The 17,342-nt window shown below is 70.6% G+C and carries 15 protein-coding genes; 8 read left to right on the top strand and 7 right to left on the bottom strand.

The window, feature by feature from the left end; all coding sequences use genetic code 11:
* Positions 1 to 67 precede the first annotated feature (67 nt).
* Genes J3P41_RS15560 through J3P41_RS15545 form a run of 4 tightly spaced genes read left to right on the top strand, consistent with a single transcriptional unit; the run spans position 68 to position 3,686 of the window.
* Complete coding sequence (locus tag J3P41_RS15560) at positions 68 to 1,060, top strand: branched-chain amino acid ABC transporter permease (protein WP_307862030.1); 993 nt, start codon at positions 68 to 70, stop codon at positions 1,058 to 1,060.
* The gene (locus J3P41_RS15555) at positions 1,057 to 2,199 is read left to right on the top strand and encodes a branched-chain amino acid ABC transporter permease (RefSeq protein ID WP_246862344.1); all 1,143 of its coding nucleotides are present in this window, start codon (positions 1,057 to 1,059) and stop codon (positions 2,197 to 2,199) included. Before J3P41_RS15560 ends, J3P41_RS15555 begins: the two co-directional genes overlap by 4 nt.
* Complete coding sequence (locus tag J3P41_RS15550; RefSeq protein ID WP_307862029.1) at positions 2,192 to 2,977, top strand: ABC transporter ATP-binding protein; 786 nt, start codon at positions 2,192 to 2,194, stop codon at positions 2,975 to 2,977. Before J3P41_RS15555 ends, J3P41_RS15550 begins: the two co-directional genes overlap by 8 nt.
* A complete protein-coding gene (locus J3P41_RS15545; RefSeq protein ID WP_210651291.1) occupies positions 2,967 to 3,686 on the top strand; it encodes an ABC transporter ATP-binding protein in 720 nt (239 codons plus the stop codon). Before J3P41_RS15550 ends, J3P41_RS15545 begins: the two co-directional genes overlap by 11 nt.
* A gap of 74 nt (positions 3,687 to 3,760) precedes the next feature.
* Here J3P41_RS15545 and J3P41_RS15540 read toward each other — a convergent pair whose 3' ends face one another.
* The 3 genes from J3P41_RS15540 to J3P41_RS15530 are packed head-to-tail and all read right to left on the bottom strand — an operon-like array spanning position 3,761 to position 6,205.
* A complete protein-coding gene (locus tag J3P41_RS15540; protein WP_210651290.1) occupies positions 3,761 to 4,522 on the bottom strand; it encodes an amino acid ABC transporter ATP-binding protein in 762 nt (253 codons plus the stop codon).
* Positions 4,523 to 4,524: 2 nt separating this feature from the next.
* On the bottom strand, positions 4,525 to 5,349 hold the full coding sequence (locus tag J3P41_RS15535; RefSeq protein WP_307862028.1) for an amino acid ABC transporter permease: 825 nt from the start codon (positions 5,347 to 5,349) through the stop codon (positions 4,525 to 4,527).
* Between the two features lie 7 nt (positions 5,350 to 5,356).
* On the bottom strand, positions 5,357 to 6,205 hold the full coding sequence (locus J3P41_RS15530) for a basic amino acid ABC transporter substrate-binding protein (protein ID WP_210651289.1): 849 nt from the start codon (positions 6,203 to 6,205) through the stop codon (positions 5,357 to 5,359).
* Positions 6,206 to 6,463: 258 nt separating this feature from the next.
* On the opposite strand from J3P41_RS15530, the gene J3P41_RS15525 reads away from it, so the two are divergent.
* Positions 6,464 to 6,997, top strand: coding sequence for a GNAT family N-acetyltransferase (locus tag J3P41_RS15525; protein WP_210651288.1), 534 nt, complete (start codon positions 6,464 to 6,466; stop codon positions 6,995 to 6,997).
* A 42-nt stretch (positions 6,998 to 7,039) separates the two neighbouring features.
* Here J3P41_RS15525 and J3P41_RS15520 read toward each other — a convergent pair whose 3' ends face one another.
* Complete coding sequence (locus tag J3P41_RS15520; protein ID WP_210651287.1) at positions 7,040 to 7,495, bottom strand: hotdog fold thioesterase; 456 nt, start codon at positions 7,493 to 7,495, stop codon at positions 7,040 to 7,042.
* A gap of 92 nt (positions 7,496 to 7,587) precedes the next feature.
* Between J3P41_RS15520 and polA the strand changes: the two genes are divergently transcribed.
* Positions 7,588 to 10,287 (top strand): DNA polymerase I, encoded by a 2,700-nt coding sequence (polA, locus tag J3P41_RS15515; RefSeq protein ID WP_210651286.1) that lies wholly within the window; start codon positions 7,588 to 7,590, stop codon positions 10,285 to 10,287.
* A gap of 1 nt (position 10,288) precedes the next feature.
* Here polA and J3P41_RS15510 read toward each other — a convergent pair whose 3' ends face one another.
* Together J3P41_RS15510 and J3P41_RS15505 are read right to left on the bottom strand one after the other, a co-directional pair.
* Positions 10,289 to 11,545 (bottom strand): lipopolysaccharide biosynthesis protein, encoded by a 1,257-nt coding sequence (locus J3P41_RS15510; protein WP_210651285.1) that lies wholly within the window; start codon positions 11,543 to 11,545, stop codon positions 10,289 to 10,291.
* A complete protein-coding gene (locus J3P41_RS15505) occupies positions 11,542 to 12,801 on the bottom strand; it encodes a polysaccharide biosynthesis protein (RefSeq protein ID WP_210651284.1) in 1,260 nt (419 codons plus the stop codon). Before J3P41_RS15505 ends, J3P41_RS15510 begins: the two co-directional genes overlap by 4 nt.
* Before the next feature lie 188 nt (positions 12,802 to 12,989).
* Here J3P41_RS15505 and J3P41_RS15500 point away from each other — a divergent pair, with 188 nt between their 5' ends.
* Both J3P41_RS15500 and J3P41_RS15495 read left to right on the top strand, forming a co-directional pair.
* Positions 12,990 to 13,604, top strand: a complete 615-nt coding sequence (locus tag J3P41_RS15500; protein ID WP_210651283.1) for a hypothetical protein — start codon at positions 12,990 to 12,992, stop codon at positions 13,602 to 13,604.
* The gene (locus J3P41_RS15495) at positions 13,601 to 16,264 is read left to right on the top strand and encodes a hypothetical protein (protein ID WP_210651282.1); all 2,664 of its coding nucleotides are present in this window, start codon (positions 13,601 to 13,603) and stop codon (positions 16,262 to 16,264) included. Before J3P41_RS15500 ends, J3P41_RS15495 begins: the two co-directional genes overlap by 4 nt.
* A gap of 94 nt (positions 16,265 to 16,358) precedes the next feature.
* On the opposite strand, the gene J3P41_RS15490 is transcribed toward J3P41_RS15495, so the two are convergent.
* Complete coding sequence (locus J3P41_RS15490; RefSeq protein ID WP_210651281.1) at positions 16,359 to 17,177, bottom strand: class I SAM-dependent methyltransferase; 819 nt, start codon at positions 17,175 to 17,177, stop codon at positions 16,359 to 16,361.
* Positions 17,178 to 17,342 lie beyond the last annotated feature (165 nt).

Here is a 17,342-nt window from a genome sequence, read left to right as displayed (position 1 = left end):
TGACGCACCGCTGCGGCCGGGGAGCTCCCTGGCCGCAGCGGTGCCACGATGAGGGCCAGGAGGCCTGGTGGACTTCGACTTCTTCTTCAACAACCTGCCGCAGCTGACCATCACCGGCCTGGCCTTCGGCGCGATCTACGCGCTGATCGCGCTGGGCTACACGATGGTCTACGGCGTGCTCCAGCTCATCAACTTCGCCCACTCCGAAGTGTTCATGTACGGCACCTTCGCCACCCTCTGGACGGTGTGGGCGCTCACCGGCTCCGGCGGAGCGAGCGGTCTCCAGCTGGTGGGGATCCTCCTGCTCGCCCTGGTCATGTCGATGCTGTCCTCGGCGCTGATCGCCCTGGTCCTCGAGCGTGTCGCCTACCGTCCCCTGATCAAGAAGAACGCGCCGCGGCTCATCGCGCTGATCTCCGCGATCGGCGCCTCGTTCGTGCTGGCCGAGCTCATGGGTCTGCGCGACCGGGTGACCGGCTGGGTTGGTCTCGACGACGACCTCGACCGCTACGTCGGCGGCGCCCGCATCAACGCGAGCATGTCGGGCATCGTCAACATGCCCAACGTGGAGATCGCCGGCATCTCCATCAAGTCCGTCGACCTGCTCGTCATCGCTGCCGCCCTGGCGATGATGGTGGTGGTCGACCAGTTCGTCCGCCGCTCCAAGCTGGGTCGCGGCATCCGGGCCACCGCTCAGGACCAGGAGACCGCGGCGTTGATGGGCGTCAACCCCACCCGCACCATCCAGATGACCTTCCTCATCGGCGGCCTGATGGCCGGCGTTGCCGCGTTCCTCTACATGCTCAAGATCGAGGTCACCAAGTTCGACGTCGGGTTCCTGCTGGGCGTCAAGGCCTTCGCCGCCGCCGTCCTCGGCGGCATCGGCAACCTGCGCGGCGCGCTCCTGGGCGGCCTGCTCCTCGGCGTGGCCGAGAACTGGGGCGCCGCGCTGATCGGCACGGAGTGGCGTCACGTGGTGGCGTTCGTGCTGCTCGTCGTCATCCTGCTCTTCAGGCCCACCGGACTGCTCGGTGAGTCGCTCGGAAAGGCACGCGCATGAGCCCCCGCACCGCCGGCTTCACCAGCCGTCTCGTCGCACTTCCCAAGCCGGTCAAGATCGTGGGCTGGATCGCCCTCGCGCTGCTGGCGTACGCGCTCCCGCTGCTCGAGCCGCCCCTCATCTCCACCCCGGGCGTCGACTTCGGCGGCGTGCTGTTCACGGTGACGATGTACGGGCTCGTGGCACTCGGCCTCAACATCGTCGTGGGTTACGCGGGTCTGCTCGACCTGGGCTACGTCGGCTTCTACGCGATCGGCGCCTACACGGTGGCGATCCTGACGTCGTTCCACGCCAACTGGCCGCTGCTGCTGGCGCTGCCGGTCGGCATGCTGGCCACCCTCGCGGGAGGTGTGCTGCTGGGGGCGCCCACGCTGCGGGTGCGCGGCGACTACCTCGCCATCGTGACGCTCGGGTTCGGCGAGATCATTCGCTACGTCGCGATCAACTCCGAGTGGCTCGGCACGCAGAAGGGCATCTCCAACATCGCTCGTCCGCCGAGCCTGGAGCTGTTCGAGATCCCGCACCTCAACTGGGACACGGGCGTGCCGCTGCTCGACTTCAACGACACCACCACGTTCGTCGAGTTCGGCGTGCTCGACCAGATCCCGTACTACTGGATGGGCCTCACGGTCGTCATCGTGGTGCTCATCGCCGACAAGCTCATCAAGGACAGCCGGGTCGGACGCGCGTGGGAAGCCACTCGCGAGGACGAGGACGCCGCCGAGCTGATGGGTGTCCCGACCTTCCGCTACAAGCTGCTCGCCTTCGCCACCGGTGCGTTCGTCGGCGGCCTCGCCGGCGGTCTCTACGCCAGTCGGCAGAACTTCATCAACCCGCAGTCGTTCCTGCTGATGTTCTCGATCCTGTTCCTCGCAGCCGTCGTCATCGGCGGCCAGGGCAACCGCTGGGGCGTGCTCGTGGGCGCCGTGCTGGTCGCCTACCTGCCGCAGCGCTTCCGCGAGTTCGACGACTTCCGCGTCCTGGTGTTCGGCCTCGCCCTCGTGGCGCTGGCGATCCTGCGCCCGGAGGGACTGTTCCCGCCGCGCCGCACGGTTCGGGCCAAGCAGCTCGAGCAGGAGCTGGACGGGCTCGAGGACGGCCATGACGAGACCGACGGACAGGAGGCCGTTCGTGCCTGAACACGACAAGGTGCTCGAGGTCGAGAACCTCACGCTCAAGTTCGGCGGCCTGACGGCGCTGGACGACGTCAGCTTCCACATCAACGAGGGCGAGATCCTCGGGCTGATCGGTCCCAACGGCGCCGGGAAGACGACGTGCTTCAACGCCATCACCGGCGTCTACAAGCCGACGTCGGGGACGATCCGCTTCAAGGGCGAGTCACTGGCCGGCAAGAAGCGGTTCCAGATCACCCAGGCGGGCATCGCCCGGACGTTCCAGAACATCCGGCTGTTCCCGACCATGACGGCCCTGGAGAACGTGCTGGTCGGCACCGACGCACAGCACAGCACCGGCATTTTCAGCGCGCTGTTCCGGCTGCCCAAGCACCGCCGCGAGGAGGCCGAGGGCCACGACCGCGCGATGGAGCTGCTCCGGTTCATGGGCATCCAGCGCCACGCCGACGAGCTGGCCGCGAACCTCTCCTACGGTGACCAGCGCCGGCTCGAGATCGCGCGCGCCATGGCGACCAACCCCAAGCTGATCTGCCTCGACGAGCCGGCCGCCGGGTTCAACCCGGAGGAGAAGCGGGTCCTCATGGACCTGATCCGCAAGGTGCGCGACCAGGGCTACACCGTGCTGCTCATCGAGCACGACATGCGCCTGGTCATGGGCGTGACCGACCGGATCGTCGTGCTGGAGTTCGGCAAGCTCATCGCCGAGGGCAGCCCGGCGGAGATCCGCGACAACCCCGCGGTGATCGCGGCCTACCTCGGAGTGGAGGAAGAAGATGCTTCTTGAGGTGGAGGGCCTGTGTGTCAACTACGGACACATCGAGGCCATTCGTGACATCAGCTTCAACGTGCCCGAGGGCAGCGTCACGACCCTGGTCGGCGCCAACGGCGCCGGCAAGACGACGACGATGAAGACCATCTCGGGCCTGCGCAAGGTGCGGGCCGGGTCGGTGAAGTTCGACGGCAAGGACATCACCCACGCGGCGCCGTACGACCGGGTCAAGCTGGGCATCAGCCAGTCGCCCGAGGGCCGTCGCTGCTTCGTGGGGATGACCGTGCGGGAGAACCTCGACATGGGTGCGTTCGTGCGCAACGACCGCAAGAGCAAGGCCTACCAGGAGGACATGGACCGGGTGCTCACCCTGTTCCCTCGGCTGGGCGAGCGCATCAACCAGTCGGCCGGGACGATGTCGGGTGGCGAGCAGCAGATGCTGGCGATCGGGCGCGCCCTGATGGCGCGTCCCCGCCTGATCCTGCTCGACGAGCCGTCGATGGGCCTCGCGCCCAAGCTCATCGCCCAGATCTTCGCGATCATCAAGGAGATCAACGAGCAGGGCACCACGGTGCTGCTGGTCGAGCAGAACGCCGCTCAGGCGCTGAAGGCGGCGCACAACGCCCACATCCTGGAGACGGGCGCGATCGTCCGCTCCGGCAAGGGCAGCGAGCTCGCCGGTGACGAGTCGGTGAAGGCTGCCTATCTCGGTGGCGACATCTGACAGCGTCCGACGCCGCTGCATGGCAGAGGGCCCAGCCGGTTCGGCTGGGCCCTCTGTCGTGCTGAGAAGCAGGCTCAGAGCACCTTGGACAAGAACGCCTGCGTCCGCTCGTGCTGCGGCGCAGCGAGCACCTCGCGCGGGTCGCCCTCCTCGAGGATCACGCCGCCGTCCATGAAGACGAGCTTGTCGCCGACCTCGCGGGCGAAGCCCATCTCGTGGGTCACCACCATCATGGTCATGCCCTCGGAGGCGAGCGTCTTCATGACCTCCAGGACGTCGCCGACCAGCTCGGGGTCGAGCGCCGACGTCGGCTCGTCGAAGAGCATCATGTCGGGGTCCATCGACAGCGCGCGGGCGATGGCGACGCGCTGCTGCTGCCCGCCGGAGAGGTGGGCGGGATAGGCGTCCTCGCGGCCGCCGAGCCCGACCTTCTCCAGGTTGGCCCGGGCGACCTCGACGGCTTCCTTCTTGGAGCGCTTCTTCACCTTCTCCTGCGCGACCGTGAGGTTGCGCAGCACGCTCATGTGCGGGAAGAGGTTGAACTGCTGGAAGACCATGCCGATGCGCGAGCGCACGGCGTCGAGGTCGGTCTCGGGGTCGATGATGTCGACGCCCTCGACCAGGATCTGGCCGCTGTCGGGCTCCTCGAGTCGGTTCACGCAGCGCAGCAACGTCGACTTGCCCGATCCCGAGGGTCCGATGACGCAGACGACCTCGCTGTTGTCGACGTGGAAGTCGATGCCCTTGAGCACCTCGTTGCTGCCGAACGACTTGTGGAGGTCGCGGATCTCGATGGCGGGAGCCGTCGGGTTCGTGGCGAACGTCGTGTCGGTCATGGTCACCGGGCCTTCTGCTGCTTGCGCTCGAGCCACGACACCAGTCGGGTGAGCGGCAGGGTGATCAGGAGGTACAGGACCGAGGCCTGGATGAGGCTGGTCGAGGTGCCGGCGGTGTCGCTGGACGCCATGAAGTCCCGGGCGATCGTCGTCAGCTCGCGCTGGTCGGCGGCGAACCCGATCACGAAGAGCAGCGCGGTGTCCTTGATGAGGAGGACGAACTCGTTGGTGAGCGGCGGGATGACGATGCGGAACGCCTGGGGAAGGACCACGGTCACCGTGGTGCGGCCCGCGCTCATGCCGAGCGAGCGCGCCGCCTCGGTCTGCCCCTTCGGCACGGCCTGGATGCCGGCGCGGATGGTCTCGGCCATGTAGGCGCCCGCCACGAGGATGAGGCCGACGACGCCGGCGCCGACGGTGCCGCCCGGAGGGGTCCAGCCCTGGAAGGCGATCGGGATGCCGAACGCCATCACGAGCACGACGAGCAGGACGGGCAGCCCACGGAAGAACTCGATGTAGGCCGTCGCGAGCCAGCGGTAGGCCGCCACGGGGGAGAGCCGCATCAGGGCCAGCACGACTCCGAGTGCGAGACCCACCGCGAACGCGACGGCCGTGTAGATCAGGGTGTTCTTGACGCCGACGGTGATGAGGTCGGGCCAGGTGCCCCAGTCACCGACGAACGGGTTGCCGATGCCGGCCGGTGCGAAGAAGTTGGCCCGGATCGTCGCCCAGTCGGCCGTGAGGACCAGCAGCAGCACGACCCCCAGCAGGACGGCGTACAGAGCCGCCCTGCCGAGGGTGCGCCGCGTCGAACGCTTCAGAGGCACGCGCCCGTCACTCGGTCGCGAAGTAGGTGTTGTAGATCTCGTCGTACTCGCCGCTGTCACGCATCTCGGTGAGCTGCTCGTTGACGGCGTCGACGAGGGCGGTGTTGCCCTTCTTCATGGCCAGGCCGTAGGACTCGTCGGTGGAGTAGGTCTCCACCACGCTGAAGCCGCCCTGGTCCTGGTGGTTGATGTTGACCGGGAGGTCCTGCAGCAGCGCGTCGACCTGGCCGGCCTTGATCGCCTGGAACATCTCCGCGTCGCTCGGGAACGAGACCAGCTCGGCGCCGGTCGCGTTCTCCTCGGCGTACGCCTTACCCGTGGTGCCCTGCTGCACGCCCACGCGGGCGCCGTCGAGGTCGTCGATCGAGGCGATGTCGGAGTCCTCGGGGACGAGCAGCGACTGCTGGGAGTCGTAGTAGCCGTCGGAGAAGTCCAGAGCGGCCTGGCGCTCCTCGGTGATGGTCATCGCGCTGGCGGCCATGTCGCACTGGCCGGCGTTGAGGGCCTGGCCGCTCTGGAGGGCGTCGAAGGAGGAGTCCTTGACGGCGAGCTCGAGCTCGAGGCCGTCGGCGATGGCCTGGACGATGTCGATGTCGAAGCCCTTGAAGCCGGACTCCGAGGTCTCGTCGAAGTCCTCGAACGGCGGGTACGGGACGTCCGAGCACACCGTCAGGGTGCCGTCGGCGATGGTCGTGAGCCCGGACTCGTTGCTCGAGCCGCCCTCGTCGCCGGCCGAGCTGCCGCCGTCGTCGGAGCCGCACGCTGTGAGGACCGTGGCCAGAGCAAGGGTGGAGACGAGCGCGATGGAGCTTCGGACGATGCCGCGAGCGGGTCGCGGAAGGGTGCGAGAAGACATGGCCGGGACACTAGTGCACCTGGTGGGGCCGCACCCGCATACGAGCGCAGTCGTTACCGAGCCGAGAGGTTTCGTCAATCTTCGCGGTCCCCGGCGCCCCGGCCCACCTCGGCGTAGCCTCGACCGGGCACGGGCGCTAAGGTCGCCCGGGTGTGGTGCCGCACCGAGGCGGCAGGGGGCCACGGAGATTTGCTCGAGGAAATGGGTGGGTCGATGAATCGGACGCCGGTGACCGTGCGCAAGGCAGAACCCTCTGACGTGACGTCCCTGCGGGAGCTGTGGAGCGGCATCCTGCGCAAGGGCGGCCTCGACGAGCAGCTGGCCGACGTGGCGCAGGTGGTGGCGACGGCGGACGCCCGTGACGACCTGTGTGTGGCGGTGGCCGAGGTCGACGGCGAGCTCGCCGGCGCGGTGTACCTCGAGGCCACCACCTTCACCCCGCTCAACCTCGAGCCGGCCGTGCTGGCCGTGTCTCCCCACGTCTTCCCGCACTTCCGCCGCAAGGGGGTCGGAAGTGCTCTGATGGAGGCCGCGTGCCGGTTCGCCGAGCAGCGCGGCATCGCCCACGTCCAGACCGCAGCGGCCGCCGAGGCGCGCGACGCCAACCGCTTCATGGCTCGACTCTCCTTCGCCCCGCAGGCGATGCTGCGTGCCGCCAGCACCACGGCCCTGCGCGCCCGGCTGCCGCAGGCGCGGCCCGTACGCCAGGCCGCCCCGTCCGCGTCCCACCGCCAGCGGATCGACCGGGTGCTCGCGGCGCGCCGCATCCGCCGCGAGCGCGTCCCGGGCTGACGCCCAGGCCCTGGTTGACGCGCAGGACCTGGCCGGCTGGCCTCAGTCCTTCCGCGCGGGCACGAGGGCGCAGGTGATGCGCGAGGTGCACACCCGCTTGCCCCGCTCGTCGGTGACGACGATCTCGTAGGACGTCGATGTCCGTCCCAGGTGCACCGCCGTGGCGGTGCCGGTCACGGTGCCCGCTGTCGCCGCGCGGTGATGTGTCGCGTTGATGTCCACCCCGACCGCGATCCGGTCCGGGTACGCGTGGATGGCCGACCCGATGGAGCCGAGGGTCTCGGCCAGCACCACCGACGCGCCTCCGTGGAGCAGCCCGAACGGCTGGGTGTTGCCCGCCACGGGCATCGTCGCCACGACCCGCTCGGCCGAGATCTCCACCAGCTCGACGCCCATCTTCTCGTTCAGCCGGCCCATGCCCTCGGGCATGAACGCGATGAAGTCGTCGACACCGATGCCGTCGAGGGACGGGGGCGGGGAGGCGGGCGTCTGGCTCATGGCGTCATTGTGTCCGACCCGGGCGGCACCGGTCGGCACCGGCCCGCTCACCCCCGCGGCGGCTGTCGCCGGCGGCGACTAGAGTCGCGGACGTGCCCGAGACGAGCGAAGCCCGCCCCCGCCTCCTGCTGCTGGACGGCCACTCCCTGGCCTACCGCGCCTTCTTCGCCCTCCCGGTGGAGAACTTCGCGACCGCCTCGGGACAGCACACCAACGCCGTCTACGGCTTCACCTCGATGCTGGTCAACGTGCTGCGCGACGAGCAGCCGACCCACGTGGCGGTCGCCTTCGACAAGTCGCGCCAGACCTTCCGGCTCGAGGAGTACAGCGACTACAAGGCCAAGCGCAACAAGACCCCGGACGAGTTCGGCAGCCAGCTCCCGCTGATCCGCCGCGTGCTCGACGCGCTGCGCATCCAGCACCTGTCGATGGACGGCTACGAGGCCGACGACATCATCGCCACCCTGACCACGCAGGCGCTCGCCGAGGGCATGCAGGTGCTGATCATGACCGGCGACCGCGACTCCATCCAGCTGGTGACCGACGACTCCACGGTGCTCTACACGATGCGGGGGGTCAGCGAGCTGGCCCGGCTCACGCCGGCCGCGGTGCAGGAGAAGTACGGCGTCCCCCCGCACCGCTATCCCGAGCTGGCGGCCATCGTCGGCGAGACGTCCGACAACCTGCCCGGCGTCCCCGGCGTGGGTCAGGGCTACGCCGCCAAGTGGATCAACCAGTTCGACGGCCTCGACAACGTGATCGCCCGCGCGGACGAGGTGACCGGCAAGAAGGGCGAGGCGCTGCGGGCGCACCTCGGCGACGTCATCCGCAACCGCCGGCTCAACGCGCTCGTGCGCGACCTCACGCTCCCGATCCGTCCCGGCCAGCTGGTGCGCCAGCCCTGGGACCGCACGGAGGGCCTGGAGCTGCTCGACGAGCTGGAGTTCCGCGGCGAGCTGCGCACCCGCCTGCTCGACACGATCGACCCGGAGCCCGCAGACGCGGCGCAGGCCGAGGCGGGTTTCGAGCTCGACGGCCGCCGGCTGGCACCCGGCGAGGCGCCGGGCTGGCTGGAGCAGCATGCCCCCGAGGGTGAGCGGGTCGGCGTCGCGGTGCAGGGCTCGTGGCGGGCCGGCACCGGCGAGGTCCTCTCCATCGCGGTGGCGACGCGCGCGGGCGTGGCCGCCTGGATCGACGTGGCCGGCATCGGTGCCGAGGACGACGCGGCGGTGGCGGCGTGGCTCGCCGACCCGGACCGTCCCAAGGCGCTCCACGACGCCAACGGGCCGAGCCTGGCACTGGCGGCGCACGGCTGGGAGCTGGCCGGCCTCGAGGTCGACACCGCCCTGGCTGCCTACCTCGTCCAGCCCGACCAGCGCTCCTACGACCTCGCCGACCTGACTCTGCGCTACCTCAAGCGCGAGCTGCGCCAGGACACCGGCGACGTCGACCAGCTCAGCTTCGACGCGCTGGACGACACGACCGCCAGCGACACCGCCATGCTCACCGCGCGGGCCGTCCTCGACCTCGCCGACGCGCTCGACGACGCGGTGGAGGAGCACGGCGGCACGCGCCTGCTGCGCGAGGTCGAGCTGCCGCTGATCGGCACCCTGGTGCGGATGGAGCAGGTGGGCATCGGGGTCGACCTGGATCACCTCGAGCGCCTGGAGTCGGAGTTCGGCGACCAGGTGCGCCAGGCCGCCCAGGACGCCTACGACGTCATCGGCAAGGAGATCAACCTCGGCTCGCCCAAGCAGCTGCAGGTGGTCCTGTTCGACGAGCTCGACATGCCCAAGACCAAGCGCACCAAGACCGGCTACACCACCGACGCCGACGCTCTCCAGGCGCTGTACGAGAAGACCGAGCACCCGTTCCTGCAGCACCTGCTGCGGCACCGCGACGTCATCCGGCTGCGCCAGACGGTCGAGGGGCTGCTGAAGACCGTCGCCCCCGACGGCCGCATCCACACGACGTACAACCAGATCATCGCCGCGACCGGGCGGCTCTCCAGCACCGACCCCAACCTGCAGAACATCCCCATCCGCACCGAGGCCGGTCGCCGGATCCGGGAGGGGTTCGTGGTCGGCGACGGCAACGAGGCGCTGATGACCGCCGACTACAGCCAGGTCGAGATGCGGATCATGGCCCACCTGTCCGAGGACTCGCTCCTCATCGAGGCGTTCCGCTCCGGTCAGGACTTCCACTCCACCACTGCGGCGCGGGTGTTCGGCGTCGACGCGGCGGAGGTGAGCGGCGAGCAGCGCGCCAAGATCAAGGCGATGAACTACGGCCTGGCCTACGGGCTGTCCGCCTTCGGCCTGTCCCAGCAGCTGCGGATCAGCACCAGCGAGGCCGCGGGGCTCATGCAGGAGTACTTCGAGACCTTCGGCGGAGTGCGCGACTACCTCGGCGGCATCGTCGACGAGGCACGACGCTCCGGCTTCACCGAGACGATCCTGGGCCGGCGGCGCTACCTGCCCGACCTGACCAGCGACAACCGGCAGCGCCGCGAGACGGCCGAGCGGATGGCGCTCAACGCGCCGATCCAGGGCTCGGCCGCCGACCTGGTCAAGGTCGCCATGCTGGGGGTCGAGCGCGCGCTGGCCGAGCAGGGCCTGCGGTCGCGGATGCTGCTGCAGGTGCACGACGAGCTCGTGTTCGAGGTCGCACCGGGGGAGGGCGACGCGCTCGCCGAGCTGGTCCGCGCAGAGATGGGTGGCGCGGCCGACCTGGCCGTCCCGCTCGACGTGTCAATCGGCACCGGGCGCAGCTGGCACGACGCCGCCCACTGAGTCAGTCACCGGGCCCGTCCGCAACGCTCCCGGACCGCGTGCCCGAGGAGTCGCCGCGGAGGCTGGTCACCACCAGGGCCGCGGTGAGCACGGCGGTCACCGCGATCATCACCGCGAGCAGCTGGGTGGGACTGGTCGTGGCGAGTCCCGCCAGGACGCTCACGACCAGCGCCGCCCACACCAGCAGCACGGACCTGCGCCCGCGCCGGGCCAAGGTGGCGTAGACCAGGAGCTGGGTGATCGAGAGCAGCGTGCCCAGGACGGCGAAGAGCCACAGGTGACCCGCGACGGCGTCGAGCTTCTCACTGCCCAGGACCTCGGCCGCGGTGCCGGCCAGCAGCAGCACGCCGAGCGTGCACACGACGCCCAGGCCGAGGATGGCGGCGGTGCCGCGCACGACCGCGCGCCGGCGCTCGTGCGCGGTGGCGAGCGAGGGGAACATGACGATCACGACGAACTGCGGCAGGTAGAGCATGATCTTGGCGACCAGCAGCCCGACGGCGTAGAGGCCGGAGGCGTGCTCGGAGAGCACGTGCCGGGCCACGACGATGTCGACGTTGGCGAGGGCGAAGAACGCCAGCAGAGCCTGGGAGCTGTGCAGGGACTCCCGCAACACGGCCCACGGCGGGACCGCCGGCACGACTGGGTCGGCGGGACTGGCCGACCGCGGCCGACGCAGCAGCCACCACCCCAGGACGGCAGGCGCGACGTAGCCGAGCCCGCTGCCGAACAGCGCGACGCTCTCGTCGGGGTGCCACCACAGCAGGGCCAGCCCGGCGATCCGGGGGAGTCCGGCGAGGACGTAGAGCCAGGACAGCGCCGCCCAGCGCTTCTCGCCTTGCAGGATGCCGATGTGCGCGCCCATGATCGTCGTCGGGACGGACAGCGCGGCGAGGACGAGAGCCGGTACGACGGAGTCCAGCTGGAGCAGCCACGCCACCGCGGGCGACAGCACCGCGAGCGCCAGGCCGAGCGCCAGGGCCGTGGCATGCGCGACGCGCAGGATCGAGCGCTCCACGGCCGCGACCCCTCCCGGGTCGGCGACGATCCGCCGCGCCGCCGTGGCCTGCAGCCCCATGTTGAGGACCGACACGACCATCAGGAGGTTGAGCAACGCGAAGAACGCGCCGTAGTCACCGGTGTCGAGCACCCCCGCGGCCACGATGGTGAAGCCGAAGGTGCACACGTTCATCACCGCCGTGCCGATGATGATGCCGCCACTGCCGCCGAGGAAGCGGCGCAGCGCCCCGCCGCTCATGCCGCGGGCACCGGGGTCGGCGCCGGCGTGGGCTGACGGGCCAGGCGCAGGCTGAGCGCCGTGAGGACGACCAGGAGCGCCGCGTCCACGCCCGCGACCGTCGCGACGAGGGCGGTCACCGACTCCGCTCGCGAGCCGGCCACCGCCACCACGAGCAGCGCGCTCCAGACCAGCACCACGGTGCGCCGCCCCTGCCGCGCCAGCACGGCGTACACCAGCAGCTGGAGCATGGCCAGGACGGTGCCGAGGACCGCGAAGAGCCACAGGAGTGACTCGACCTCGCCGAATTCCGAGCCGCCGACGAAGACCATCGCCACGCCGGACAGCCATTTCGCGGCCAGCACGGCCAGCACCCCCAGTCCGGCGACCAGGGCGAGGCTGCGCACCAGCGCCCGCTGCCTGCTGGCCGGCGTCGCCATGTCGGGGAAGGCGACCACCACGACGAACTGGGGGAGGAACAGCATCACCTTCGCCATGATCAGGCCGGCGGCGTAGAGCCCGGCGTCGTGCTCGCTGAGCACCTGTCGGGCCAGCACGATGTCGACGCTGGACAGCGCGAAGAACGCGAGCAGGACCTGGGCGTTGTGTGCGCTCTCGACCAGCAGCGCACGGGCGGAGTGCTCCGGCGCGGCGGTCGCGGGCGTACGCCGATGCCGCAGCGCCCACCAGCCGACGGCCAGCGGGAACAGGAACCCGATGCCGACGCCGAGCAGGGCGGTCGTGGCATCGGGCCGCCACAGGATCAGGACGGTGCCCACGAGCAGGCGCGGCACGCCGCTTGCGAGGTAGAACACGGCCAGGGCGCCCCAGCGGCGCTCGCCCTGCAGGATGCCGGCCTGGCCCCCGGCGAGGGTGAGCGGCACGGCCGCGACGGCCAGCACGGCGGCTGTGCCGAGGTCGTCGAGGCGCAGGAGGGCGTCGATGACCGGCACCAGCGCGAGCAGGACCAGCCCCACCGCGAAGGCCAGCTCGAGGCTGACCGAGAGGATCGCCTTCTCGATCGACGCGACGTTGCCGCGGTCGACCGCGATGCGTCGCGCGGCGGTCGCCTGGAGCCCGTAGGCGACGACCTGGACGACGACCAGCAGGCCGAGGCAGGCGACGAACGCGCCGTACTGGCTGGGCCCGATGACGCGCGCGGCCAGCATCGTGAATCCGTAGGTCGACACGTTCATGACACTGGTGGCCACGGCGACGGCGCTGCCGTCGAGGGAGCGCCGGGCGCGCACGCTGCTCGGGGCCGTCACCTGCCGCATCCTAGGTCGCCGGATCCGGCGAGCCACCAGCAGGCGGACCGGCGGAGTGGTCGCGCGCGGAGCGGCCGGTCACAGCGCCCGACGACCTCCGCAGAGGTGCCGCAGAGTTGTTGTGTGACGGACCGCACAGAAATAGCTACTAGGGGGTAGTATCCGGCAACCGCTCGCTCGAGCGGCCCGTGGTCCTCATGACCGCGATCCTGGGAGGAATGCTCGTCATGCGTAGGAACGTTGTCGCCGGGCTGTGTCTGGTGCTCGCTACCGGCCTCACCGTGTTGATCGGTGAGGCTTTGGAGTTGGAAGTCGAATCAGTGGCGCTGCTGGGCGTCGCAACGGGCGCAATCGTCGGACTGGTGCCCGACCAGACCGTCAGCAGGCGGCTCGCCGCGTACGCGGCCGGTTTCATCGCCGCCTACGTCGGCTATCTGGTGCGCGCCGCGGTCACGCCGGACACATCGGCCGGCCGGGCTGTCGCCGCCGCGCTCATCGTGCTGCTGTGCGTCGGCGTGTACGCGATCTCCGTCGGCCGGCTTCCGCTGTGGGCCGCGCTCCTCGGCGCCGCGAGCTTCGCGGGCGCCTACGAGTACTCCTACACGCAGGCGGCGACTCTCGTCCTGGACACCTCTCTGTCCAGCGCCACGGCCCTGTTGCTCTGCGTCGCGGTCGGCTTCGTCGTAGCGGCCGTTGGTGCCCCCGTGCCGAAGTCCGGGAGCGGCGCCGGCGCCGCCCCCGCGGCCGGTGGGCCGTCGCACGCCGCCGACACCTCAACCCCGCTCGACGAGATGATGGAGACCAGCAAGTGAACAGCACCGACCACAGCTCGGCATTCGTACGACCCTCCCGAGTCCTGGGCGCTGCGCTCGGCGGCCTCGGTCTCGTGGCGCTGTCCCTCGCACCGGCGTACGCCGCGGACGCTGACGACGTGACCGTCGTCAACACCGAGACGATCCAGGTGTACATGGACGCTGAGGGCGAGGTGGACTCGCAGCGGGTGTACGAACAGCTCTCGCTCACCGGTCGCGGTTCGGTGGACATCACCAACCCGGTCGAGGAGAGCGGGCTGCGCAACCTGGACGGGTTCTCGGGCTCCGACGCCGAGGACGGCGTGCAGAAGGTCTCCGTCGACGTGGACGGCGTCGAGCGGCTGCGCACGGTCAGCGACTACGACGGCAACCTCCCGCTCGACGTGCAGGTCGAGTACTTCCTCGACGGCGACCCGGTCGAGCCGGGCGACATCGTCGGCGCCAGTGGACAGCTCGAGGTCCGTTACACCGTCGAGAACGTCACCGGGGCCGAGCAGACGGTGTCCTTCCCCGACGGCACGGGTGGCCTGACGTCGGAGACCGCCGAGGTGCCGATCCCGATCGTCGGCTCCCTCACCACCGTCGCGCCGGCCAACTTCACCGACGTCCAGTCGAAGCAGGCCAACCTCGCCGGTGACGGGAAGGGCGGCACGAAGCTGAGCTTCACCATGACGCTCTTCCCGCCCATCGGGTCCACGAAGGTCGAGTTCGGTTACACAGCCACCATCACCGACGGCGTCGTGCCCGGAACCTCGATCTCGGCGCTCCCGGTGAACCCGCTCCAGAGCCCGTCGTTCAAGACGGCCGGTGAGAGCTACGAGTCGGGTTCGGCGACCGGCCTGCAGCTCGCCATGGGAGCCAGCACCATCGACGAGAACCTGTTGAAGCTGCGCGACGGCTCGGCGGAACTGCTCGCCGGTCTCATCAAGCTCAACGAGGGCGCCGATGAGCTCAACGCCGGCCTGGCCGACGAGGCAGCGCCCGGCGCGCTGCAGCTGGCCGACGGGTCCGAGGAGCTCCGAGGCGGCCTCGTGCGCCTGGCTGACGGCGCTGGACAGCTCCGCGACGGCGCGGGCCAGCTGGCGTCCGGCGCAGGTGAGCTGCACGCGGGTGCAGGGAAGCTCTCCGCCGGTGCCAAGAAGGTGGACGGCGGCGCAGACACGCTCGCCGGCGGGGCGAAGAAGCTCGACAAGGGCGCTGGGAAGCTCTCCACCGGCGCGAAGACGCTGGAGAAGGGCACCAGCGACGCGCTCACGGGCAGCGAGTCGCTCGAGGAAGGACTCAAGCTGATCAGCAGCGGGCTCGGTCAGCTCGCCGGCGTCGAGGGTCTGCCCAAGGCGCTGCAGGGTGCCAACGCGCTGAAGGCCGGGGTCGACGAGATCGTGGTGAAGGTCGGCACGACCGACCAGCCCACGACCCTTCTCGGTGGCCTGCAGGCTCTGGAGGCGGGTCTCACGCAGGCGCAGGGTGGCTCGGCCCAGCTCCTCGGCGGGCTGCAGCAGCTGCGCGGCGACGGGGGTGCCAACCCGGGCCTGGTCGCCGCCAAGGGCGGCGTCGACCAGGTGCAGAGCGGCATCGAGGACGCGGTCGAGCCCGGCGGCAGCCTGGACAACCTGATCGCGGGTCTGACCCTGCTGAAGTCGCTCGACTGCGGCCCCATCTGCGACGGCGTCATCGACAACCAGATCCTTCCGGGCGTCCGGCAGAGCAAGGCGAACCTGACCACGGCGAACGGAGGGCTGCTGGCCGTGTCCGCCGGGCTGGGCAACGCCATCACCGGGCTGGACACCCAGCTCATCCCGGGCATGCAGCAGCTGAGTGCGGGCATCACCACCGCCAAGAACGGGGCCACCACCCTCAAGGGCGGCGCCGCCCAGCTCCGCGATGGGCTCCTCCAGGTACAGGGAGGGATCGCCTCGCTCCAGACCGGGCTGACGTCCGCGGTCACCGGCGTCACGCAGCTCTCGTCGGGGGCCGGGACGGCGTACACCGGCTCGAGCACTCTGGCCGACGGGCTGGCTCAGATCGACGGCGGCGCTGAGAAGCTGTCCGCCGGTGCCGGGGACCTCGCGGCCGGCACAGGTCGTCTCTCCAAGGGAGCGAACACGCTCGCCGACGGCACCGGCGAGCTCGCCCGCGGCGCCGACGACCTCGAGGCGGGTGCCGGCAAGCTGGGAGACGGCGCGAAGACGCTCTCCTCCGGCACGGTCGAGCTCGAGGACGGGGCCGGGACCGCGAGTCAGGGCTCCGTGCAGATCGCCGACGGCGCCCGTGAGCTGGCCGACGGACTCGGGGACGCCGCCGACGGCTCCGGTCAGCTCGCCGACGGACTCGGCAAGGCTGCTGCCGCGGCTCCGCAGCTCGTCGACGGTGCGGGCCGGCTCTCCGACGAGGGCATGTCCATGCTCATCGACGCAGGACAGGACACCGCTCAGGACTACGGCAAGCTCTTCGCTGTGCTGAAGGCGGGAGCCGCTCGGGCCGACGTCCAGAACATGGCGTACGGCGCTCCCGAGGGAGCACAGGGCTTGACGGCCTACTCCTTCGAGCTCGTCGGTGACGACGGTGAGAGCGGCCGGAACGTGACCCGCGGTGTGGTGGCCCTCGTGCTGCTCGGTGCCGGACTGGCGGCGTGGGGTCTGCGTCGTCGATTCGCCTGACCGCATCGGTCGAACCAGGACGGCGTCGCCTTCGGGCGGCGCCGTCTTGGTTTCGGTGTTGAGCGAGTCGTCGAGCGGGCTGTCGCCGGGTGGGTCAACCCGCCAGGCGCGCCACGAAGATCGCCGTGCCCGGGGTCAGCAGGCCGCGGGTGCGGGACCAGCCGCCCCACACCCGGTCGTGGTGCTCGGGCCACTCCGGCTCCATGAGGTCGGTCAGCGTGAACCCGCCGCTCGCCAGGAGCCGAACCCAGTCGCCGAGCGTCCGGTGGTGCTCGACGTACGAGACGACGCCGGTGGCGTCGTCCACCTCGACGTAAGGGGTGCGGTCCCAGTAGGACTGGGTCGCGGTCAGGCCAGGCTCGCCCGGGTCGTCGGGGAACATCCAGCGGGTGGGGTGCGTGATCGAGAACGCGAACCGGCCGCCCGGACGCAGCACGCGGGCGACCTCCGCCAGGGCCTGCTCGATGTCCCTGACGAACTGGAGCGCGCCAAAGGAGCAGAACACGATGTCGAAGCTGGCGGCCGCGAACGGAAGGTCCGTGGCCGTGCCCCGCACCGAGGGGACGGCGACGCCCGTCTCGGCGTCGAGCCGCAGCGAGTGCTGGAGCTGCCGGTGCGACAGGTCGAGGCCGAAGCCGCGGCCGCCGTGCGTGCGTACCCATCTGGAGCACTGGCCCGCGCCGCTCCCGACCTCCAGCACGTCCAGACCGGTGACGTCGCCGAGGACCTGCAACTCGTCCTCGGTGTGGCCCTCGGGACCCCAGACGAACCCGGCATCGCCGAGGAAGGCGCCGTGCGTCGCCTGGTACTCGTCGGCGTAGCGGTCCCAGTCGGGGCCGTTGGCGTGGCGCGACTCCTGCTCGGACACCGGACGTCGCTCGACGCGTACGGCCTGGGGCAGGTGATCCTCCACGTCCCGGAGCGTAGTGCGCTCACGCAACGGAGCCGGGGGGGCGGGGGGGGGGGGGGGGGGGGGGGGGGGGGGGGGGGGGGGTGGCCATCCACCGGGGATCGACCCCCTCGACGATCGGCCCGGGGACCGAGCGCGGGCCCACCAGGCTCCAGGGACCGTACTCGT

The sequence above is a fragment of the Nocardioides sp. SYSU D00065 genome (genome assembly GCF_017916425.1).
In the GTDB taxonomy this organism is placed as follows: Bacteria; Actinomycetota; Actinomycetes; order Propionibacteriales; family Nocardioidaceae; genus Nocardioides.
Note: the sequence above shows the minus strand (reverse complement) of the source record. Positions and strands in the feature narration are given on the sequence as shown.